The following is a 21,291-nucleotide window of genomic DNA, read 5'->3' as shown; positions in this document are numbered from 1 at the left end:
AATGCAAGAAAATCCTTATATTGATACTTACAGAAATAGTGATAGCATTAAACGCGTTTTTAAAGCTATTAATACACTTAGCAAATCTCTTAAGCAACCTTTAAAAATTATGGAAGTTTGTGGGGGGCATACACATACGATTATGAAATATGCTTTGCCATCTTTATTGCCAGATTCTATTGAGTTTGTGCATGGTCCGGGTTGTCCAGTATGTGTAATGCCTAAGAATCGTATTGATTGTGCCTATAAAATTGCAAAAATACAAGATGTGATTTTAGTAACTTTAGGCGATATGATAAAAGTTCCCGGAAGCTATGGAAGCTTGCAAAATGCAAGAGCAGAAGGGCTTGATGTGCGTTTTGTGTATTCTCCTTTAGATGTTTTAAAGATTGCTAAAGAAAACCCAAAAAAACGTGTTGTGTATTTTGCTATTGGATTTGAAACAACAACACCAATGAGTGCTGCTCTTTTAGAGCGCGTAATTGCAGAGAAATTAGACAATGTATTTTTACATAGTAATCATGTCTTAGTTCCGCCCCCTTTGCATGCAATTTTAAGTGATGATAATTGCCAAATTAACGCACTTTTAGCCCCATCGCATGTTAGTGTAATAACAGGTTCTAAAATTTATGAACCTTTATTGCAACGCTATCAGATTCCAATTGTTGTGTGTGGCTTTGAACCTTTAGATGTAGGTGAAAGCTTATTGAGCATTCTTAAGCAATGTCTAGAAGGCAAGCCAAAAGTGGAGACACAATATGCGCGCAGTGTTACAAAAAAAGGGAATCTTAAAGCGCAAGAATTCGTAGAAAAATATTTTACTCTTGATTCTAGCTTTTTTTGGCGTGGTTTAGGTGAGATTCCGCACTCTTCTTTGCGTTTAAAAGATGAATTTGCCAACTACGATGCAGGCGTAATTTTCAAAGAATATTTAGGTGGAATCGCAAAAGAAGACCACAAAAATTGTTTATGCGGAGAAATTTTAAAGGGCAATAAAAAGCCTTATGATTGCAAACTTTTTGGCAAAGTATGTAATCCACAAAACCCACTTGGTAGTTGTATGGTAAGTAGCGAAGGTGCATGTGCGGCATATTATAAATATCAAGGAATAAGCATTTCTTAATGTATCCTTTCTTACAAGATTCCGCCCAAAATTATCTCCAATACATCGAAACCTTTGATAAAGGGCATGAAAAAATCAAAATTAGAAGTATTAATCGAGATATGTTTGGGTTGCATTTGCAATTAGATTCCAAACTTAAAAGCCTAGAATCTCTAGCTTTACGCTCACATTTAGGAGAATTTCTGCTTGAAGAAGATAGTGAAGAAATCAATATTTCTGCATATGATGACCGCACAAAAACATTGTATTTAAATATAGAATCTCCCTTGTGCAATTCTTTATTTAATCACAAAGAATCTCTTGAGCTTATTTCAGATTTGCGTTTTTTAATCCAAAATGTGATTAATTTTTATGCACAAGAACTTCCCTTAAAACTCCCAACAACTTCACCAAATTTTATTCCAAATATTGCTTCACTAAAAGACTTGCCCACCCCTCCAAATCAAGAACAACTTAATGCCTTATATGGAATCTTTAAACAGCCATTTTGTTATATTTGGGGACCAGCAGGTAGCGGTAAAACAAAAGTTGTGCTACTCCACGCACTAGCTTTTTATCTCAAACAAGGACAAAAAATTGCACTTTTAGCCCCTACAAATAATGCTCTTGAGCAATGTTTAAAAACTTTATTAGTAAGCTTAAAAGATATTGGATTTAATACCGATGGGATTTTGCGTCTAGGGACACCAACACAAAAATTTGTAGAATCTTTTCCGCAAAACTGCGAGCAAACTCTTTTTGATAAAAGTAACCCTTCGCAAAAGAATCTCAATAAAGCACAAATTCTTGCGATGACTTTAGATACTTTTTTGCGCCGCACAGATTTGCAGTCAATGGATTTTAAACACTTTTTTGTTGATGAAGCAGCTTTTGCTCCTTTGATTAAGATTCTGCCTTTATGTGCGTTTAGCAAACCAATTACCTTGCTTGGAGACCATAAGCAACTTCAGCCAATCACTCTCCTTAGCCAAGATGATTCCAAAAAACCCATGTGGAATCTTTCAAAATTTTGGAGTTTTTCAGCTTTATTTTTAGAATCTTTTTTTGAAAAGCAAGAATCTTTAAATCTACAAAACCCGCAAACAACACCGCAAATTACAAATTTTTTCACTCTTAGCCAAACCTACCGCTATGGTGATAATCTCGCAAAACTCTTAGATAATTATATTTACAAAAATGGTTTGCAAGGGTGTGGAGCGCACACGCATTTGTATTGTCTTGATATTACAAGATTCCAAAAGTTAGAATCTAAAATTGAACGCACAAATCCTCTTGAAGCTTCTTTGTGTTGTTCTTTGGCAAAGGATTTTATCTCCCAAGACTTAGATTTTGCAATCTTAACACCTTTTGTCAATCAAAGGCAACTTATCTTAAAGACAATGCCTATTTTGTATAATAAAGAATGTGTTTTAACCATTCATTCTGCGCAAGGGCAAGAATTTGATTATGTGATTTTCTCTCCTGTAATTTTGCATTATCATTTAAGCAACTCTCAAAACCAAAATGCACTTTTTGCTCTAAATGTCGCACTTTCACGTGCAAAAAAAGCAATTATTATTGTATGTGATAAATCCTATTGGTTAAGACAAAAAGGGCAATTTTTGAGTGATTTAATTGCAATTGCCAAGCCCTATTCTCTCATTGTTTAAACATTATTTTATTTTAGGTATAATTTTTATAAATTTCACAAGGAGAATGTCATGCAAAAGTATTTAAAAAAGATTTCTGACCCCAAAATTACAGGTATTTTTAGCAAAAGTGGTTTAGGGCTTGCGGCAATTTTACTGATTACAGGTTGTGGCTCAAATGAGCAAAATCAATCCCAACAAAGTGGAATCTCAGAAGCTACCAAAAATGGCGCAACAGTTACGATTGAACAACAAGCTGATGGGAGCTATAAAATTTTAGATGAAGTTCCAAGTGCGCAAACACGTATTATTTTGCGTGAAAAAGACGGCAGTGAGCGTATTTTAAGCCAAGAAGAAATTGATAAAATTATTGCTGAAGAATCCAAAAAAATTGATAATGGCACTTCACAACTTACAAATCCAACAGGGGCTGGTTTATCTTTGGGGGAAACAATCTTAGCAAGTGCAGCAGGCGCAATTTTAGGAAGCTGGATAGGAAGCAAACTTTTTAACAATCAAAATTTTCAAAATCAACAACGCACTACCTATAAAACCCCACAAGCTTATGAGCGTTCTCAAAATTCTTTTAATCGCTCAAATACGGGTTCAAGTGCAGCGCGTAGTGGATTTTATTCTCCCAATAATACAAACACACAAAATCGCTCAAGCGGAGGCGCAGGCGGCACAACAAGCAATTATGGAGGCTAAAAATGCAAATTTTAAATGCACAACCTTTGAGCAATGCTGATTTAGAGGAACTTGGATTACAATGGCATACAGATACTGATGATACGCCTTATATTAGCAATGCTATTATAGAGATTAGCGAGCAAGAAGCACAAAATTTCTATGATGCTGCTAATACGTTGTATGATATGTATATAGAAGCTGGGCAATATGTGATTGACCATAATTTATTTTTTGAGTTAGGGATTCCTTTTAATCTTGTAGAAACTATTAAAAGGAGTTGGGAAGATGAAGTGCATTGGCATTTATATGGAAGATTTGATTTTGCTGGTGGTTTAGATGACAATCCTATCAAACTTTTAGAATTTAATGCAGATACTCCTACAATGCTCTATGAAAGCTCTATCATACAATGGGCTTTGCTTAAGAAAAATGGATTTGATGCGTCCTTACAATTTAATAGCTTATATGAAGCATTAGGAGATAATTTTAAGCGTATCATTACTCTAGGAGATGATATTTCGCGTTTTGAAGATATTTATGAGGGTTGGAAGATTCTTTTTTCAAGCATTGCAGGAAGTATTGAAGAAGAACGCACAGTGAAACTCCTTGAAATTATCGCCAAAGAAGCAGGTTTTGAAACAAACTTTTGCTATGCGCATGAAGCACTTTTAGATGAACATAATGGATTAAGCTTTAATGGAGAGAATTATGAATTTTGGTTTAAATTAATTCCATGGGAGAGTATTGCAATAGATGAACCAGAGCTTGCGCAATTAATCACAGCAATGATTGTGAATAAAAATACTATTTTTCTAAATCCTGCTTATACACTTTTGTTTCAAAGCAAAAGAATGCTTAAAATTCTTTGGGATTTATTTCCAAATCACCCTTTGCTTTTGGAAACTTCCTATGAACCGCTAAAAAAGAAACAAGTCAAAAAACATGCCTTTGGCAGAGAGGGAGAAAGTGTAAGTATTCTTGATGCACAAGGAAATCTTCTCCATAAACAAAATGGAAATTATGAAAACTATCCAGAAATCTATCAAGAATTTGCACTCCAAAATAGTTGCGATGGAAAATTTTATCAACCTAATGTATTTTATGCTTATGAAGCTTGTGCTTTAGGATTCCGCAAAGGTGGAGAAATCTTAGATAATATGTCTAAATTTGTCGCACATAAAATTAAATAAGGAAAAAAATGGAATCTTTAGAACATTTAAATAGCATTAATGATTTTAATACAGCAAAACAAGTTATTCCCGGTGGAGTAAATTCTCCCGTTAGAGCATTTAAAAGCGTAGGTGGAACACCTCCTTTTATTGTCAAAGGCAATGGCGCATACATTACAGATGTTGATAATAACACTTATATTGACTTTGTGCAAAGTTGGGGACCTTTAATTTTTGGGCATTGTGATAAAGAGATTGAAGAAGCAGTGATTGATTCTGTTAAAAATGGCTTATCCTTTGGAGCTCCAACAACTTTAGAAACAGCACTTGCTAAAGAAGTGATTAGTATTGTTGATGGGATTGAAAAAATTCGTTTTGTTTCAAGTGGCACAGAAGCTACAATGAGCGCGATTCGTCTTGCTAGAGCCTACACAAAGAAAGAAGATATTATTAAATTTGAAGGTTGTTATCATGGGCATAGTGATGCGCTTTTAGTCTCTGCAGGAAGTGGTTTGGCTACCTTTGGTAACCCTAGTTCCCCGGGTGTGCCAAGTGATTTTACAAAGCATACGCTTGTAGCAACTTATAATGATTTAGAAAGTGTGGAATCTTGTATTGCATTAAGTAACTCTAAAGGCAGTGGCGTAGCGTGTATTATTATAGAGCCTATTGCTGGAAATATGGGGCTTGTGCCAAGTGATGTAGAATTTTTAGAAGGTTTAAGATTGCTTTGCGATAAACATGGAATCCTATTAATTTTAGATGAAGTGATGAGTGGTTTTAGAGCTTCTTTAAGCGGTTCGCAAAGTTTTTATAAAGTGCGTGGAGATTTAACAACTTTTGGCAAGGTGATTGGCGGGGGAATGCCTGTTGGTGCATTTGGTGGAAGTGATGATATTATGCAACTACTTTCTCCTAGCGGAGCGGTTTATCAAGCAGGAACACTAAGTGGCAATCCCGTAGCAATGCACGCTGGATTAGTTGCTTTACAAAAATTGCGCGCAAATCCTAAAATCTATCAATCTATGGAATCCCTAGCTTTGCAACTCACTAATGGGCTTAAAGCAATTTGCGATTCTTTTAAGATTCCATTACAAGTTTGTGTGCGCGGTAGTATGTTTGGATTCTTTTTTAATGAAAATCCTGTTAAAAACTTCCAAGATGCGCTAAAAAGTGATACAAAAATGTATGCAGCTTTTCATCAAGGAATGCTAAATTCGGGAGTATATTTCGCAGCTTCACAATTTGAAACGGGCTTTATTTGTGCCACAATGGATTCTAAACTTATTGATGAAGTTTTACAAAAGGCGCATGTGGTGTTATCAGAAATTAAGACTTATGGAATCTAAAATGGATTTTAAAGAAACAGACGCGACAAAAACTGATTCCAAACAAGAGCCAAAATACAAGGACGCTGTTTTAGCTTATTCTAATGCAACACTTGGAATCTCAATGGTCCTTGCAGTGCTTATAGGAGTTGGAATCGGATATGGATTAGAATCGCTTTTTAATGTGCGTTGGTTATTTTGGTTAGGGGTTGTTTGGGGAGTAAGTGCTGCAATTTTAAATGTTTATAAGGCTTATAGTCGTCAAAAAAAAGAACTTGATGAACTTGCAAAAGACCCAAAATACTCGCATTTAAAATATGATGATACCAAAGATTAGAATAGTTTTATTTGATTTACTACTCTGCGCTATGATTTGCATTAGCGTATGGATTGCGTTTGGGGCAAGATTCGCTTTAAATTTTTCTTTTGCACTTTTTTCATTTTTTCTTATTGTTTTGGGCGTTTTTTATACACAGAGAAAAAAGATTCTAAAACTCATTAATGGAGCTTCTAAAGAAGAATTAGAAGCACTTATGAGAACTTATCAAAGCAAGCAAGAAAGACTAGAAGAAGAGGAAGAAGAATTTTATTCTAATCAAACAATAGAAAATACAGAATCTCAAAATAATAGTGAAACCAAAGATTTTAGCTTGGAATTCAATCAGATTCCAAATCCACCGCAGAAGCAAGAAAAGATTTCACTAAAAAAGCGTAGATTTTGGGATAATTTTAGTGCGATAAACATAAAAAATGGGGCTAAAATGTTCTTTTTGCCTTTGCGTCTTTTAGCCTATGGAATCCTAATTATTGGAATCTTAATTTTAATACGCCATCAACTTTTTGACACACTTGCTTTTTTTAGTGGCTTAGTCTTTGCAAATCTTCTTATAGTTTTAGGAATTGTTTTTAGTGTATTTGGAGTGTAAAATTAATTTCTAGCCAAAAAAGGCTAGAAATCTTTTATATAGAGCCTTTCGCTAAGGCTTCTTTAGCGTATTTTTCACCAAGTTCAAAAGCTTTTTTATTGAGTTCTACAACTTTTGCTGGCACTTTGCTAATCATTGTATCAAAAACTAAATCTCTATCTACACATTTTGTAAGTGTAACCGTTACAGCAAGCGCAACAACAGATTGTGTAACAACATTTCCAACTTCATTTTTAGCAATGCTAATAATTGGAATCGGATAGATTTTAAAACGTTTTTTATCTGCATCACTTGGTGTTACAAGATTTGGCTCTACGACAATAATTGCACCCTCTTTTAAACCATCTTTAAATTGATTATAGCTAACTTGCGCAGTTGATAGCATATATTCTACTTCACCTTCATTAGCATAAGGATATAAAATCTCTTCCTTATCTAGCAAAATATCTACCTTTGTAGGTCCTCCACGCACTTGCGAAGTATAAGTTGCAGCTTTTACACCATAACCACCTGTTCGAATTTGTGCTTCTGCAAGAATTTCTCCTGCTAGCAAAACACCTTGACCACCTACACCTGTAAAACGGAGTTGCCTTCTCATTTTGCACCTCCTTTTTTAGCTTGCGCTTTTTCTTGCACTTGTCGATATGCCTTACAATATTCTATTTTATTTGTATCGTGATGTAAGATTCCAGTTGGATATTTTCCAATTTTTTCCTCATCACTTAATTCATCATATTTTTTCTTTGAGATAATTCTGCTATCAATCCATTTTAGCGTATCAATAGCTTCACCCATTTTATTTTTTCTACCTAAATTTACATGGCAGTTACTAAAAATATCAAAGAAAGCAAAGCCTTCGTGTGAGAAACCTTCTACTAAAACTTTTTCTAGTTTTTTAGGGTCAAGCACAGATTCACGTGCTACAAAACTTGAACCCGCAGCAATTGCTAAATTACAAGGGTCAAATTCTGGATCCACATTTCCATATTGTGCTGTTACAGTCCACATTCCTTTTGGAGTTGTTGGGGAAGTTTGTGAATTTGTAAGCCCATAAATGAAGTTATTAATTAAGACATAATTAATATCAATATTTCTACGGCAAGCATGGATTGTATGATTTCCACCAATTGCCAATCCATCACCATCACCACCCACAACAATCACTTTTTTTGTAGGGTTTGCAAGCTTAATCCCTGTTGCGTAGGCTAATGTTCTTCCGTGTGTCGTATGCACTGTGTTGCAATTTACATAAGAACTAACACGCCCACTACATCCGATTCCACTTACCAAACAAACATCATCCATATTCCAACCAAGTTTATCAATAGCACGGACAATTGCTTTTAAGATAACACCATCACCACAACCCCAACACCAAAGTGTTGGCATTTTATCCACTCTTAAATATTCATCGTAATTAAATGCCATCTTATAACTCCTTAATTTTATTAATAATCTCAATTGGAGACAATGGGCGTCCATTTGCCTTCGCTAGCAATGCAACATCTTTCTTCATGCTATGTTCTACTTCTTTGATATATTGTCCTTTATTTAGCTCTGCAACTAAAATTTTATCAAAGCGTTTTCCAAGTGCCGCTAACTCTTTTTTAGGAGAAGGCCAAAGTGTGATTGGTCTAAATAATCCAACTTTTTTGCCTTCTTCTCTTAGTCTATCCACTGCTTCTTTTGCACTTCTTGATGCTGAACCATAGGCAATTAGCAAAGTATCTGCGTCTGCAAGCTTATATTCTTCATAAGTAACAATTTCATCTTTTTTACTTAGAATCTTATTAAACAATCTATCAATTAGCTTCTGTGATAGCACAGCATCTTCTGTTGGGAAGCCTGTTGGTCCATGGTGTAATCCTGTAACATGATAACGATACCCTTTAAAGAAAGGATTTAACACAGCAGGAGCATCATCTGCAACATCATAAGGCTTATAAGAATTTTTATCTCCAGTGAATTCCTTACGATTAATAATAGACTTTTGCACTTCACTAAGGTCTGGAACAATCGCTTTTCCATGCATGTGCCCTAATGTCTCATCAAGAAGCAAGAATACAGGTGTCATAAATTTTTCTGCCAAATTAAATGCACGCACTGTTTCTGTATATGCCTCTTCTAAACTTCCTGGGCATAATGCAATAGATTGATAATCCCCATGTGTCGGGTTTGCAGCTTGTGCAATATCACCTTGCGCTACACGTGTTGGAAGACCAGTTGAAGGACCACCACGCATAACATTTACAATAACCAAAGGAACTTCTGCCATAAAACTAAGACCAATTTGCTCCGCTTTTAAAGAGATTCCCGGTCCTGAAGTTGCTGTCATTGATTTTACTCCACTCATAGAAGCACCAAGTGCTACAGAGATTCCACCAATTTCATCTTCCATTTGTATAAATGAACCATTCTCTTGTGGTAGCATTACACTCATTTCGTGTGCAACCTCACTAGAAGGCGTGATAGGATACCCACCAAAAAACTTACAGCCAGCATCAATTGCAGCATGTGCAACTAGCTCATTTCCGCTTGAAATTAATTCTCTACTCACTAATTACTCCTTATATAGCCATATAACCATTAGCTTTGATTGCTTCTGCTCTTTGTTTTGCTTCATCGGTTATTTTTGCAAATTTGAATTCTTTTCTATCTGCAACAGAAATTGCAAAATCTGGACAATGTAGCTCACAATCTTGGCATCCAATGCAACTTTCTGGATGGATAATTTCCACCATTTTTCCTAATACTCTATTCTCATCAAGGCGCATTGCTAGTGTTCCTGAAGGACATACAGATACACATAAATCACAAGCTTTACAACGATCTTCATTCACCCAAACAGGTGTATTATCTGGGGCTTTTAATAATCCCATTTTAACTCCTTAAATTTTCTAAACTTAAATCTATTTCACCTAAATTGCCTGCAACCATTGAAAGATTTTCTATTACTACGCCTCCTTGAAATAGATTTAAAAATATTCTTTTTTTAATGTATCAATCAAACTTTTAACAGATTGGATTGACTTATCAAATTGTGCTTTTTCTTCTGCATTAAGCTTAAGCTCTACAATGCGTTCAATTCCGTGGATTCCAAGTTCTACTGGGACACCACCCACAACATCATCATAGCCGTATTCTCCTTGCAATAACACAGAACAGGGCAGAATCTTATGGCTATCACTCATAATTGCTCGCACCATCTCTGCTGTTGCTCTAGCTGGAGCAAAATATGCAGAACCCTTTTTTAAGCAATTGACAATTTCAGCTCCTGCATTTTTGGTGCGCTCAATCACTTCATTAATTTCTTCTGCGCTTAAAAGTTCTGCTAATGGCACACCATTGACCATACAAAATCTTGCAAGAGGAACCATATCATCACCATGCCCACCCATTACTGGAGACATAATTTGACCAGGTGCGCATTGTAATTTTTCATAAATGAAACTTGCCATTCTTGCACTATCTAAAACGCCTGCCATTCCCAAAATCTGCTTTGAATTAAATCCAGTTTCTTTTAAAGCGGTATAAACCATTGCATCAAGCGGGTTTGTTACAAGCACAACAATCGCTTCTGGGGAATTTTCTTTAATATTTTTTGCAATTTCACTAATAACTTTTGCATTTGCTAAGAGCAAATCATTGCGACTCATTCCGGGCAATCTTGGAGAACCAGCAGCAATAACAATGACATCACAACCCTTTAAATCTTTAGGAGATGCAATAACACCAAGTTTTGTAAATTTTGGTCCCACGCAAGAAGCTTGAAACATATCAAGCAACATTCCTCTTGCTCTATCTTTATCTTTATCTTGTAAAACAATTTCATAAGGAGTCGTAGCAGACAGAATATAAGCCAAAGTTGAACCTACATTACCAGCACCAATGATTCCGACTTTTTTGACTCTCTCCATTGCATCCTTCCTTAAAAAATTAGAATTTTATAATGACAAAAAGCAAAGTTTTATTTAACTTTTTGCGTTAAACTTTGTTGAGATATTGTTAAGTATTTTTTCTTAAATTAATCTTATTTTTAAAGCTTTTAGCGATTCTTTTTGTTATTTTGAGAAATTATCAATATGTTCCTTATATGTTTTACTAAAAGAATGTACCCCATTTTTATTTCTTACAAAGTAGAGATAATCAACGTTTGCGGGAAATATTGCTGCTTGAATCGCCTTAAATCCTACACTTCCTACAGGAGCTTCTGGGATTCCATCATTACGATAAGTATTGTAACTAGTTGTATCATTTCGTATCATTTGGGGTGTTATTTTTGTGTGTGAATATTTTCCATAATTAAGAGAGCCATCCATTTGTAGGCGCATTTTCTTTTCTAGGCGATTCCGAATTACTGCTGATACCAGAGGCATTTCCTCTTCATTGGCGGATTCTTTTTGGATAATAGATGCAATAATCACATATCTAAACCATTGTTTTTCATCATATTCCCCTAAAAATTTAATCGCCCATTTTTTATGCTCACTTAGGGAAGTATTGACTAAATAATACATTAAATGGGAAGCACTAATGCCTTTTGGCACTTTATAGGTATTTGCCAAAATCACACCATCTGGCATAGGAGCATATTTTGCATAAGCTAAATGTAATGCGTTTTCATCTAAGTTTAACTTTGCGCTTATTTCTTTGATAAAGAAATACAAAGTTTCTCCCGGAATTAGCGTAATATCTTCTAAGACTGCTTTTGCAGTAGTAAGTTTATAGAGAAAATCTCCCTTGCTTAGAGTTGTTTCACCAATATCTAGCCACCCACTTTGTGGATAACCAAAAAATCGCACCAAATATTTATCCCCAGCGGTTAAATCAAAATTATTTGCTTGTAAATATGCTATAATTGTATTTGTTCCTCCTTTTGGCACATAAACAATACGACTAGACTGCATAGAAGTCTGCAAATAGAAACATAAAATGATTAAAAGAATAAAAATACCATCAACCAAGACATTAAAGCTTATCTTATTTCTTACATTTTTTATAGGTTTATTTATCACGCTTTATACCTTTTTACATACAGGAATTAAACTAGAGCGTTTTAGTTTAGTTGGCTCTCAAATTGAGGGATTCTACCTAAGATTAGATAAAAAACTCATTTTAGAAATCGAGTCCTTGCATTTAAAACATTTTGATTCTAATGATTCTGATAACAAACTTCCCATTTCTACGCAAGTAACTATTGCTAAAAATGTGCATTTTATCCTTCAATATTTTCAAAAAATTTCTATTAAAAATATTTATATTAAAGACTATCAAGCAAATTTATTTTATGATGGAGATAATTTTACGCTTAATCTTCCAGATTTGCATGCTAAATTAAATCTCATAGAAGAGACTTCTAAAGTCCTCATTAAAATTCACGATTTTTATCTTAAACCTTATGGAATTTACTTTCATGGTGAAGGTGTCTATGATTTAAGACGTCAAGAAATTGCTATAAATGGAAGCGTAGATGTTTTAAATAAAGAAAATTATTACTCTTATGTGCGTTTAAATTTAGAGATTTATAGCGATTTAAAGACCTTGAATATTAAAGGCTCTAGTAATATTTTTGGAGATATTAAATTTTTACGCTCTTTGCTCCCAGAAATTGAAAATAAACTTGTTGATGCATGGATTTTTGACAATTATAGCGTAGAGAGTGCGCAAATTAATGACTTATCTATCACAATTCCATTAAAGGGCAAACAAATCCTACAAGATTCCATAGATTCCTTATATGTTTTAGCAACTGCTAAGAATGCTGAAGTAATCTTTCACCCAAATCTACCTGCAGCCCATGCAAAATCTGTAAAATTATTATTTCAAAATAACGCACTAGAGTTTTATCCAGAATCTCCAACCTACCAACAATACTCTGCAAATGGAACAAAAGTAGCCTTAAGGAATATAGTTGGAAATACACCAAGTTTAGAGCTAAATTTAAACACTAACGCTCCTTTGGATTCCACAATTCAAGAGGTTTTACAAGCCTATCATATTATATTGCCTATCAAAGCAGCAAATGCCAATATTATCACAAATCTTTTTATTCATCTTGATTTAATGACTCACCAACTTAAAACAAAAGGAATCTTTAAATCCAAAGATTCTCAAGTCTTGCTTAGTGGAGTTCCTTTAAATTTTAAAGAGCTTAATGTCGAGCTTAATAACCATATTATCAAAGTAGAATCCCAAAATATCACTTATCAAAATATCTTACAAGGAGATTCTAATTTTATTATTAACACGGAAAATAAAAATATTAGTGGAGATATGCTTGTCCATTCTTTAATGTTAGTTCGACCTGATATTTTACAAATCTCTAATCATTCTTTGCCTTTTAGCGTAGATTTTAAAGACGAAAACTCTATTATTTTGACTTTACCAACGCTTACATTTAACGCTAAATTAAATGCACCTTATATTTTCGATGTAGAAAATTTAAGCCACTTTATTCCATTTTCTGAAATTCTACAAGAATATAAAGTTACTAATGGCGCATTAGAAGTCAATACGCAGGATTTTTTAGAATACCAAGCAAAAATTTCTGTAAATAGCGAACAAAATATATTGATAAATCAAAATGATAATGCACCAATTTCTAATATGAATCTCACTTTATTTTATAATCCCGATGGTTTTATTATAAGCAGTGATATTTTTGCACTTCAGAACTTACAAGGAAAGAAAAAAATAAACTTTAAAGATGTGAATCTAAATTTAAATAGCGAAAATTTTACAAGCACGAATCCAGACAATACAGAGATTCCGCTTATCGTAGAAGGAAGCAATACAAATTTAATCTTTAAAGATTATACAATTTTAAGTGATTATTTTAATTTTCACCTTTATGATGATACCATACAAGGCACATTAAAACATAAAAATGGAAATGCAGATATTTATAAACGTGGAACTTCTATCACACTTGATGCAAGGGAATTTGGTGATACATTCTTAAACACCATTGCACGCAAACATATTTTTAATAAAGGACGTTTTTTTATTAATGCAAACACCAATGAAAAAGGGATTATTGTTGGAGAAATGAAGTTGCTTAATACTTCTATAGATGAGCTTAATGTCTTGCAAAATCTAATGGCATTTATTGATACTATTCCCTCTTTATTAAGCTTTAAACTTCCGGGTTTTAACCAAGAAGGATATTATTTAGAAGATGGCAGTATTCATTTTGGTTTAAATGACCAATTTTTAGCGATTGATGCTTTAAATTTCAAAGGTTCTTCTATTGATATTAATGGACAAGGGATTATTCAACTAGAAAGCAAAAATATTGATTTTAATGCTGAACTTATTACAGCAAAAGCTTTAAGCGGAATCATCAATAAGATTCCACTTGTCAATTACATTGTGCTTGGTAAAAATGGCATAATCTCTACAAATTTTAAAATCAATGGAACAATTGATAACCCACAAATTAGCACACAAACTGCTCAAGATATTATCCTCTCTCCTTTTAATATCTTAAAACGCGTCATTACTTCACCTTTTGAAGTATTTACTAAGGATTAAAGTGGAAACAAAAAATAAAATCAAAAACCCAAAAAAAGCAACAAAAGCTGAAATTAAAGCCATTAAAGAACTCTTTTTAGAGCATTTCAAAGGTGCAAAAACTGAATTAATATTTTCTAATGATTTTGAGCTTTTAATTGCAGTAATGCTTTCAGCACAATGCACAGACAAACGCGTTAATCTCATAACACCAACGCTTTTTTCAAAATTTCCTAATCCGCAAGCTTTAAAAGAAGCAAATTTAGATTCCATTAAAGAATGTATTAAAACTTGCAGTTTTTTTAACAATAAAGCAAAGAATCTTAAAGCAATGGCAAAAGAAATTTGTGAAAAATATAACGGAGAGATTCCTTTGGATAGGGAGATTCTAAAAACTCTCCCGGGTGTTGGACAAAAAACTGCAAATGTTGTGCTAATAGAATCCAAAGAAGCAAATTTCATTGCCGTAGATACGCATGTCTTTCGCGTTTCTCATCGTTTGGGTTTAAGTTCTGCTAGCACGCCTCTTGCCACAGAAGATGACCTCACAAAAATTTTTAAAGACAACTTAGCAACTCTACACCAAGCAATGGTATTATTTGGACGTTACACTTGCAAGGCAGTAAATCCTAAATGTCAAGAATGTTTTTTAAACCACCTTTGCAAAAGCAAAACAACTTATCGTTGCAATTAATTACGAATCAACCCCATAAACTCTTCTCTTGTGCGATGATCGCTTTTAAAAAGTCCCCGAATTGCACTTGTTAACATAAGGCTATTTTGTTTTTCCACACCACGCATTACCATACACATATGTTTTGCTTCAGCAACGACCATTACACCTTTAGGTTGCAAGACTTCCATTAATGTATCTGCAATTTGCGCTGTCATCTTTTCTTGGATTTGCAAACGCCTAGAATACACCTCTACAAGACGTGCTAATTTTGAGATTCCAACAACTTTAGAATCAGGAATATATCCAATAGAGATTTTTCCAAAAAAGGGCAACATATGATGTTCGCAAACAGAGTAAAACTCAATATCTTTTAACACCACCATTTCATCGCAAGCTCCCTCAGTAAAAACAGTCCCTAATATTTCTTTAGGATTGCTCTTATAGCCACTATATAAATGTTCCCAACTCTTCACAACACGTTTTGGTGTATCCAAAAGTCCCTCACGATTCCTATCTTCCCCAATACAATCAAAAATAGAACGGATAAGTTCTTGAGCATTTTCTCCCATAGGATTCCTTATTGATTTAATAATGCTTTAATGCGATTTTCAATGCTAGGGTGTGTGCTAAATATTTCTGAATTTGAAAAAATATATAAAGCTTGTCGCGTAGGATTCCTATCACTTTGTGAAAAGTCTGATTGTGCATAACTTCCACTAATTTTTTGTAAAGCCTGAATCATTGGTTTGCTATCCCCCATTAAATACGCTGCTCCAGAATCCGCCATATATTCTCTTGAGCGGCTCAAAAACATTTGTAGCACAAGTGTTATGATAGGCAAAACAACCTGCAAACCAAGCAAAATCATACGCGCAATATTTGCACTTCTCTCACGTGAATCACCTAGAAACATATAGACGCCATAATTAACAGCCAAAAGCATAATATTACTTAGTATTCCAACCATTAAAGTTAATCGAATATCACCATGTCTAATATGGCTTAACTCATGTGCCATTACTGCTTTTTGCTCAGCATAGCTTAGATTCTGCACTAGGGTTGTGGTAAGCGTTATTAGAGAATTCTTCGCGTTCCATCCACTAGCAAAGGCATTCATATAAGGAGCTTCCATTAGATAAAGTTTTGGACGAAAAGGTAAATTTGCACTCTCAACGAGTTCATCTAGCATTTTTGTGAGATTCTTTTCTTGGGCATTTGTTTCATTTCCAGCTACGATTTCTTTATACTCACTTCCACTAAGTAAAATTTGCTTAAAATTATTAATGGTAAAAAATATTAAAACAAGAGCAACTCCTAACATAATCACTGTAACTAATGGAAACTTTAAACTAAGCAGCGCATAAAATCCATCGCTAAAAGTGTTAGCATCAACTCTAATAATATCTACAAGTAAGCCAATACATACAAAAATTAATACATAAACCACTATGACACAATTTGTCTTAAATTGATTTTCTCTTATTATCTTATCAAACATCTATTTCCTCCATAATCTCTCTGTGTGCTAGCTCACGCAATAAATTTGTCGCATATGCACCTTTTGGCAAGAAAAAACTAAGCTCACCTTGTGCTTCTTCTTTTTTATAAGAAAATTGTAAATCTTGTGGAAAAATCCAAGCATAGCGACGTTGCCCTACACTTTGAATCCTATTATCCAAAAATTTTTCTTCAAAAAACTCTGCGCATTTTTGACTTAATGCTGCCTTTTCTCCATTTAACAAACCCGTAGGTGCTATATCCTTTTTTAAAAAACGTGTCGATTCCTTTAGTAAATCTTTTTCCAAAAGAAAATGTTTCCCAAAAGGATAGTGGCAAAGTATATCTCCTTCTAATAATTTAAAAGGGTGATTTTGTGCTTTTAAAGCCGCACAATAAGTTTTATCTTCAAAAATTGTTGGAATCACATTTGATTGTAAATACAGCTCTAATGCTTTCTTGATTTCTTGAGTGCTAGCAATAATGTGTGAAATCTCAATGCGCAGTGATAACCAAGCGTTAAATAAATAACTCTGATATGCACTAATAAGAAAATTTCTTATCTTTTTATCACGAATATATTTTTTTTTCTCAATAATCTCTTTGCCTTGCAAATAATTCTTTCCATCTATGCCAAAACGTTGATAGCTAAAATAATTTGGAATCCCAAATTTTTCAATAGATTCTACAACTTGCTCTACCTTTTGTGCATTTAGTGGATTTAGCTTTTTAATACGGATAAAAAATTTATTACCCTTTAAATGTCCAATTTTAATTTTATTATTATGTAATGTGGATTCTAAAATTTTAATATCATTATGTGTAAAACTTTCTAACTTTATTTTTGTAGAAATAGGCAAGCTAATATGTTGGATTGTTAAAGCATTTTTATCTTTTAATCCTGCATAGCCAATATCTTTTTCTTTAATCCCAAGATGATTAGATAAGATTTTTAATAATTCAAATGTTGCAAGATTTTTTTTGCGGACTTTTAAAATAAGATGCATTCCTGAACCACAAAAAGGATAAAGAGGAACTTCTTCAACAACAAAGTCTCTAGGACTTTGTCTAAAATAAAATTCTATTGGGGAATGCGTATAAGCAAAAGTAAGATTCATTGTATTTAGAGAATTTTAGTGGCAACCACATCCACCGCCACCGCAACACCCTCCGCCGTCATGACTATGTTCTTGATAATGTAATCCACAACTTAGCTCTTTTTCTGTCGCTTCACGTGTTGCAAGAATTGCAACTGAAAAGTTCAGTGTTTTTCCAGCTAAAGGATGGTTATAATCTACAATTACCACATCATTATTGAAATCTTTTACTATAACTTGAACAGTTTCACCATTTTCCCCTTGACCAAAAAGCGTCATTCCTTGTTGTAAATCAATCCCAACAAATTGGTCGCGCGGAACTTCTTGTACGTAATCAGACTGATATTCACCATAAGCATTAACTGGAGCTATAATCACCTCTTTTTTATCACCAACTTGCATTTCAGCTACTGCTTCTTCTAAGCCTTTAATAATCTCTCCTGCACCCATAATAAATTCTAATGGCTTTCCACCAATATTAGAATCCAAAACATTATCTGTTCCATCTTCTTTAACAGAATATTCAATGCTTACAACTTGATTTTTATCAATCATTATCTTCTCCTATTTTATAGATTAAATTATTTAATAAGTTTTTTTGCTTCTTTAGCTTCATTAGATTTTGGATACAATGTAATTAAAGTCTCCAAAAAACGATTTGCATGTTCATTCTCTTTAAGAGACAAAAAAGATTTTGCACTATTTAACATAAGGCGCGGCATGTAATCTGCCTTATCATAACGTGTTGCACTGGTTTTATAATAATAAATTGCATCTTCGTAACGCTTTTGCTCAAATGCAATCTCACCAAGTAGATAATTCCCGCGAGCAGGTTTATAATTTCCCTTTACAGCAAACTGCAAATATTCATCAGCCAATCCATAATTTTTATCTTTATAAAACTGCTCTCCTTCTTGAAAAACATTCGCTAATGGTTTTTTCTTTAAATCCGATGTTTTTTGAGTTTCTTTTTTCGTTTGAGAGGAATTTTTAGAATCTACTTTTTGGTTTTCTTTATTGTTATTCTCTTTTTTATTTTCTGCATTAGCATCATTATTTTGTTGCGATAATGTTGTTTGCTCTACTATTTTTTGTGCATTTTCTGTTTCTTCACTTTTCTCTAATGGCAATTCTTCAATACTCTTAGCATTTAAAGAGGGCTGTTCTACTTTAATCTGTGTTGCATTATTTTCAACATTTGCAATCAACGCATTAATTGCTACATTTGTTTCATTACTTGTTGCATTTGTTTCCCTTGTTAGGCTTAATGTGCTATTTGCGGGAATATTTTGTGATTTTGCACTCTGCGAGGATTCCAATGCTACAATTTTTTCTTTCAATGCATTAATCTCTTCTTGCATTTGAGCATTTGTTTTCTTTATCAATGCCCCAAGAGAAGAAATGCTCTGCTTAATTTTTTCAATATTTTCATTTTGCAATGCAAAATTAGAATCTGTATGTTTTCTTATTTCAGTGATTGTCGCGTTGTTTTCACCTTTTAGCAGCTCTATTTTGCCAGCAACATCCTGCACTCTTTGAATCTGCCCTTCAAAAACACTTTTTAAACCTTCTTGAGATTCTTCTATGCTTTTTACCTGCGTAGAAAGATTAAAAAGTCTTTCATTAATAATTTGTAGTTCTGTTTTTTGTGGCATAGTGCCACCTGCATTAAATGCAGACGGCTCTTGAGCAAAAACTAAACTTGCTACAACTAAACTTGAGGCAAATAACTTTTGCAATGAAACAACCCTAAAAAAACAGCTTATTATGGTAACATTTTAAATGTTACTTTTCTATTTTCAGCCCAACATTCCTTTGTTTTTGCTGTACAAGTAGGTTTGCTCTCACCATAGCTTACTAAAACAGTTTTGTTCTCATCAACACCTTTTGCGACAAGTGCATCTTTGACAGCAACTGCTCTTTTTAATCCCAAAGCATAATTATATTCGTCAGTTCCCCACTCATCAGTATTTCCTTCAATTCTAACATTTAATGTGCCTGCAGAAATAGAAGATAAGATTCTTGCATCTCTTTCCACTACTGATTGCATATCTGAACGCACTATAAATTGGTCAAAATCAAAAAATACATTACTCAAACCATTTTCTACATAGTTGATTCTCTCTTCAAGGCTTACAAAATTGTCTCTATTATAATCATAGCCACTACCATCACTATAATATCTGTTATTTTGAGCATTTGAATCAGATTCTACGCCACTTTTTTGGCTACAACCTGTCACTAATAATACAGCTGCTAATGAACCTAAAACTAGAAACTTTTTCATTTCTTCTCCCTAATTTTTTTTTAAAAAACATAACATTATACCAAAAAAAATATTTTTTGCAAAAATTTCTTATTTCTTTACCAATCCATTGATTGAATTACTTCACCTTTTAAAGGAAAAAGTAATGTTTTATTGTAATTTAAACGAATAATTCCAAGCGCACTTTGATTTGCTTCATGTTTAATATACATAATTGTTTCTCCATCTTTTGCAAAGCGTGGTAATTGATTAACTCCATTTGCGCTTAAGCGTCGAATAAAATCACTTTTTGTAGATACAAGATAAAGATTAAAAGTATTTCGACTAAACTCGCTGCTACTTTCACGGCTAGAATATACAATATAATTTCCATGTGCATTTGCTGCATTATTATTGCGACCATGGAATACCATTTGCTCCACTTTTCCAGAAGTTTCTCCACTAATTGGGATTGCAAATACATTAGGATAACCTAAACGATCCGAGATAAACATCACGCGTTCTTCATTATCAATAAAATTACCGCTGACATCAATTCCGCTATATTTTGTTAAACGCGTTAATGACCCACTTGTTACATCATATATAAAAATATCAGGTTGTTCGCTTGGTGCCATTGTAAGTAGAATCTTATTGCCATCATTGCTGACATCAGAAGCAATAAGCATGCCATTACTATCAAACATTTTTTTATTTTGCCCTGTTGTTAAATCAAACATAAACAATGTCGGTTTATCGAGATACTTCGTGTAATAAAATGCAGTTTGTTCATTATTTGCCCATTTTGGAAAAATATTTAAACCTCCTCCCAACACTTTCTTTTTATAGGTTAGCGTATAATCACTCATTAAAATTTCACTTTCTCCGGGTTTTGTATAATATGACAAAACCACCATTCTTTCCATCCAATCTACACTCGGAGCTTTTATATAAGCATTAATATCAATTGCCATCCTATGAGCTAAAAAAGGATAAATTTCCTGTTGAGCACCCCTATATTCTTTACTTAGCGCAACTAAACCAGAATTCGCATCATAGAGTTGTAATTTTGCAACAATACTCTCACCTTTCTTTTCTGCTTTAATACGTGCAACTAAATCAACTTTATTTTTGCGATACTCATCAAAATTGACAAGCATTTCACTAGAAATAACATCTTTTGCCTCATCTACTGCAAAATGCCCAGTAACTTTCAAATCTGCAATTAACATCTTAAAAATTCTTTGGCTAAACTCACGCTCTGAATAATTGCCACCCGCATTTTGAACTAAGATATTAGGAAGATTTCCAAACTTCTTTACAACCTCCAAAGTAGCATCAATTTGATTTGCAGAAGCAAACCCACAAAAACACAATAATACAAAAACAATCTTTTTCAT

General features: G+C 33.6%; 22 protein-coding genes. 9 read left to right on the top strand and 13 right to left on the bottom strand.

Annotated features, from left to right (window positions below):
- The first annotated feature begins 1 nt into the window (after position 1).
- Genes hypD through LS70_RS00860 form a run of 7 tightly spaced genes read left to right on the top strand, consistent with a single transcriptional unit; the run spans position 2 to position 6,864 of the window.
- On the top strand, positions 2-1,123 hold the full coding sequence (gene hypD, locus LS70_RS00890) for a hydrogenase formation protein HypD (RefSeq protein ID WP_034287490.1): 1,122 nt from the start codon (positions 2-4) through the stop codon (positions 1,121-1,123).
- Complete coding sequence (locus tag LS70_RS00885) at positions 1,123-2,772, top strand: AAA domain-containing protein (protein WP_034287487.1); 1,650 nt, start codon at positions 1,123-1,125, stop codon at positions 2,770-2,772. Before hypD ends, LS70_RS00885 begins: the two co-directional genes overlap by 1 nt.
- 51 nt (positions 2,773-2,823) lie before the next feature.
- Complete coding sequence (locus LS70_RS00880) at positions 2,824-3,459, top strand: UPF0323 family lipoprotein (RefSeq protein WP_034287485.1); 636 nt, start codon at positions 2,824-2,826, stop codon at positions 3,457-3,459.
- Between the two features lie 2 nt (positions 3,460-3,461).
- Positions 3,462-4,631 (top strand): glutathionylspermidine synthase family protein, encoded by a 1,170-nt coding sequence (locus LS70_RS00875; RefSeq protein ID WP_138109279.1) that lies wholly within the window; start codon positions 3,462-3,464, stop codon positions 4,629-4,631.
- Between the two features lie 8 nt (positions 4,632-4,639).
- On the top strand, positions 4,640-5,959 hold the full coding sequence (hemL, locus tag LS70_RS00870) for a glutamate-1-semialdehyde 2,1-aminomutase (protein WP_034287482.1): 1,320 nt from the start codon (positions 4,640-4,642) through the stop codon (positions 5,957-5,959).
- Position 5,960: 1 nt separating this feature from the next.
- Positions 5,961-6,275 (top strand): AtpZ/AtpI family protein, encoded by a 315-nt coding sequence (locus tag LS70_RS00865; protein WP_034287479.1) that lies wholly within the window; start codon positions 5,961-5,963, stop codon positions 6,273-6,275.
- Positions 6,256-6,864, top strand: coding sequence for a hypothetical protein (locus tag LS70_RS00860; RefSeq protein ID WP_161594690.1), 609 nt, complete (start codon positions 6,256-6,258; stop codon positions 6,862-6,864). The genes LS70_RS00865 and LS70_RS00860 overlap by 20 nt, the downstream gene beginning before the upstream one ends.
- 34 nt (positions 6,865-6,898) lie before the next feature.
- On the opposite strand, the gene LS70_RS00855 is transcribed toward LS70_RS00860, so the two are convergent.
- The 6 genes from LS70_RS00855 to mltG form a co-directional block, all read right to left on the bottom strand.
- Positions 6,899-7,462 carry a 2-oxoacid:acceptor oxidoreductase family protein gene (locus tag LS70_RS00855; protein ID WP_034287477.1) on the bottom strand — a complete coding sequence of 188 codons (564 nt, stop codon included), beginning with the start codon at positions 7,460-7,462 and terminating at the stop codon, positions 6,899-6,901.
- Entirely contained in the window at positions 7,459-8,292 is an 834-nt protein-coding gene (locus tag LS70_RS00850) for a 2-oxoglutarate ferredoxin oxidoreductase subunit beta (protein WP_034287476.1), read from the bottom strand. Before LS70_RS00850 ends, LS70_RS00855 begins: the two co-directional genes overlap by 4 nt.
- 1 nt (position 8,293) lies before the next feature.
- On the bottom strand, positions 8,294-9,421 hold the full coding sequence (locus LS70_RS00845; protein ID WP_034287474.1) for a 2-oxoglutarate synthase subunit alpha: 1,128 nt from the start codon (positions 9,419-9,421) through the stop codon (positions 8,294-8,296).
- Between the two features lie 10 nt (positions 9,422-9,431).
- Positions 9,432-9,743, bottom strand: coding sequence for a 4Fe-4S dicluster domain-containing protein (locus LS70_RS00840; protein ID WP_034287471.1), 312 nt, complete (start codon positions 9,741-9,743; stop codon positions 9,432-9,434).
- 96 nt (positions 9,744-9,839) lie between these two features.
- Complete coding sequence (locus tag LS70_RS00835) at positions 9,840-10,781, bottom strand: malate dehydrogenase (RefSeq protein ID WP_034287468.1); 942 nt, start codon at positions 10,779-10,781, stop codon at positions 9,840-9,842.
- A 144-nt stretch (positions 10,782-10,925) separates the two neighbouring features.
- A complete protein-coding gene (mltG, locus tag LS70_RS00830; RefSeq protein WP_236096401.1) occupies positions 10,926-11,771 on the bottom strand; it encodes an endolytic transglycosylase MltG in 846 nt (281 codons plus the stop codon).
- 25 nt (positions 11,772-11,796) lie between these two features.
- On the opposite strand from mltG, the gene LS70_RS00825 reads away from it, so the two are divergent.
- Together LS70_RS00825 and nth are read left to right on the top strand one after the other, a co-directional pair.
- A complete protein-coding gene (locus tag LS70_RS00825) occupies positions 11,797-14,397 on the top strand; it encodes a YhdP family protein (protein ID WP_034287466.1) in 2,601 nt (866 codons plus the stop codon).
- Positions 14,398-14,449: 52 nt separating this feature from the next.
- Entirely contained in the window at positions 14,450-15,070 is a 621-nt protein-coding gene (gene nth, locus LS70_RS00820; protein WP_236096411.1) for an endonuclease III, read from the top strand.
- Here nth and folE read toward each other — a convergent pair.
- From folE to tolB, 7 genes are all read right to left on the bottom strand, one after another.
- Positions 15,067-15,621 (bottom strand): GTP cyclohydrolase I FolE, encoded by a 555-nt coding sequence (gene folE, locus LS70_RS00815; RefSeq protein WP_052083276.1) that lies wholly within the window; start codon positions 15,619-15,621, stop codon positions 15,067-15,069. The two genes, nth and folE, sit on opposite strands and share 4 nt — an antisense overlap.
- Before the next feature lie 8 nt (positions 15,622-15,629).
- On the bottom strand, positions 15,630-16,550 hold the full coding sequence (gene htpX / locus LS70_RS00810) for a zinc metalloprotease HtpX (RefSeq protein WP_034287464.1): 921 nt from the start codon (positions 16,548-16,550) through the stop codon (positions 15,630-15,632).
- The gene (truD, locus tag LS70_RS00805) at positions 16,543-17,667 is read right to left on the bottom strand and encodes a tRNA pseudouridine(13) synthase TruD (RefSeq protein ID WP_034287462.1); all 1,125 of its coding nucleotides are present in this window, start codon (positions 17,665-17,667) and stop codon (positions 16,543-16,545) included. Before truD ends, htpX begins: the two co-directional genes overlap by 8 nt.
- Before the next feature lie 15 nt (positions 17,668-17,682).
- The gene (locus LS70_RS00800; protein ID WP_034287460.1) at positions 17,683-18,201 is read right to left on the bottom strand and encodes an FKBP-type peptidyl-prolyl cis-trans isomerase; all 519 of its coding nucleotides are present in this window, start codon (positions 18,199-18,201) and stop codon (positions 17,683-17,685) included.
- A 26-nt stretch (positions 18,202-18,227) separates the two neighbouring features.
- Positions 18,228-19,385, bottom strand: a complete 1,158-nt coding sequence (locus tag LS70_RS00795; RefSeq protein WP_034287459.1) for a tetratricopeptide repeat protein — start codon at positions 19,383-19,385, stop codon at positions 18,228-18,230.
- Positions 19,386-19,411: 26 nt separating this feature from the next.
- Complete coding sequence (locus LS70_RS00790; RefSeq protein ID WP_034287456.1) at positions 19,412-19,933, bottom strand: OmpA family protein; 522 nt, start codon at positions 19,931-19,933, stop codon at positions 19,412-19,414.
- Between the two features lie 77 nt (positions 19,934-20,010).
- The gene (tolB, locus tag LS70_RS00785; protein ID WP_034287454.1) at positions 20,011-21,291 is read right to left on the bottom strand and encodes a Tol-Pal system protein TolB; all 1,281 of its coding nucleotides are present in this window, start codon (positions 21,289-21,291) and stop codon (positions 20,011-20,013) included.

The organism is Helicobacter sp. MIT 11-5569, from assembly GCF_000765695.2.
Taxonomy (GTDB): Bacteria; Campylobacterota; Campylobacteria; order Campylobacterales; family Helicobacteraceae; genus Helicobacter_D.
This window is presented reverse-complemented; position numbering and strand designations above follow the sequence as displayed.

Bases quoted from the DNA above. Each gene is read 5' to 3' on its own strand.
- htpX (WP_034287464.1), bottom strand. From the start codon at position 16,550: ATGTTTGATAAGATAATAAGAGAAAATCAATTTAAGACAAATTGTGTC.
- LS70_RS00865 (WP_034287479.1), top strand. From the start codon at position 5,961: ATGGATTTTAAAGAAACAGACGCGACAAAAACTGATTCCAAACAAGAG.
- hypD (WP_034287490.1), top strand. From the start codon at position 2: ATGCAAGAAAATCCTTATATTGATACTTACAGAAATAGTGATAGCATT.
- LS70_RS00850 (WP_034287476.1), bottom strand. From the start codon at position 8,292: ATGGCATTTAATTACGATGAATATTTAAGAGTGGATAAAATGCCAACA.
- LS70_RS00860 (WP_161594690.1), top strand. From the start codon at position 6,256: ATGATGATACCAAAGATTAGAATAGTTTTATTTGATTTACTACTCTGC.
- LS70_RS00800 (WP_034287460.1), bottom strand. From the start codon at position 18,201: ATGATTGATAAAAATCAAGTTGTAAGCATTGAATATTCTGTTAAAGAA.
- LS70_RS00880 (WP_034287485.1), top strand. From the start codon at position 2,824: ATGCAAAAGTATTTAAAAAAGATTTCTGACCCCAAAATTACAGGTATT.
- truD (WP_034287462.1), bottom strand. From the start codon at position 17,667: ATGAATCTTACTTTTGCTTATACGCATTCCCCAATAGAATTTTATTTT.
- hemL (WP_034287482.1), top strand. From the start codon at position 4,640: ATGGAATCTTTAGAACATTTAAATAGCATTAATGATTTTAATACAGCA.
- LS70_RS00840 (WP_034287471.1), bottom strand. From the start codon at position 9,743: ATGGGATTATTAAAAGCCCCAGATAATACACCTGTTTGGGTGAATGAA.
- LS70_RS00790 (WP_034287456.1), bottom strand. From the start codon at position 19,933: ATGAAAAAGTTTCTAGTTTTAGGTTCATTAGCAGCTGTATTATTAGTG.
- mltG (WP_236096401.1), bottom strand. From the start codon at position 11,771: ATGCAGTCTAGTCGTATTGTTTATGTGCCAAAAGGAGGAACAAATACA.
- folE (WP_052083276.1), bottom strand. From the start codon at position 15,621: ATGGGAGAAAATGCTCAAGAACTTATCCGTTCTATTTTTGATTGTATT.
- LS70_RS00875 (WP_138109279.1), top strand. From the start codon at position 3,462: ATGCAAATTTTAAATGCACAACCTTTGAGCAATGCTGATTTAGAGGAA.
- tolB (WP_034287454.1), bottom strand. From the start codon at position 21,291: ATGAAAAAGATTGTTTTTGTATTATTGTGTTTTTGTGGGTTTGCTTCT.
- LS70_RS00835 (WP_034287468.1), bottom strand. From the start codon at position 10,781: ATGGAGAGAGTCAAAAAAGTCGGAATCATTGGTGCTGGTAATGTAGGT.
- LS70_RS00825 (WP_034287466.1), top strand. From the start codon at position 11,797: ATGATTAAAAGAATAAAAATACCATCAACCAAGACATTAAAGCTTATC.
- LS70_RS00885 (WP_034287487.1), top strand. From the start codon at position 1,123: ATGTATCCTTTCTTACAAGATTCCGCCCAAAATTATCTCCAATACATC.
- LS70_RS00855 (WP_034287477.1), bottom strand. From the start codon at position 7,462: ATGAGAAGGCAACTCCGTTTTACAGGTGTAGGTGGTCAAGGTGTTTTG.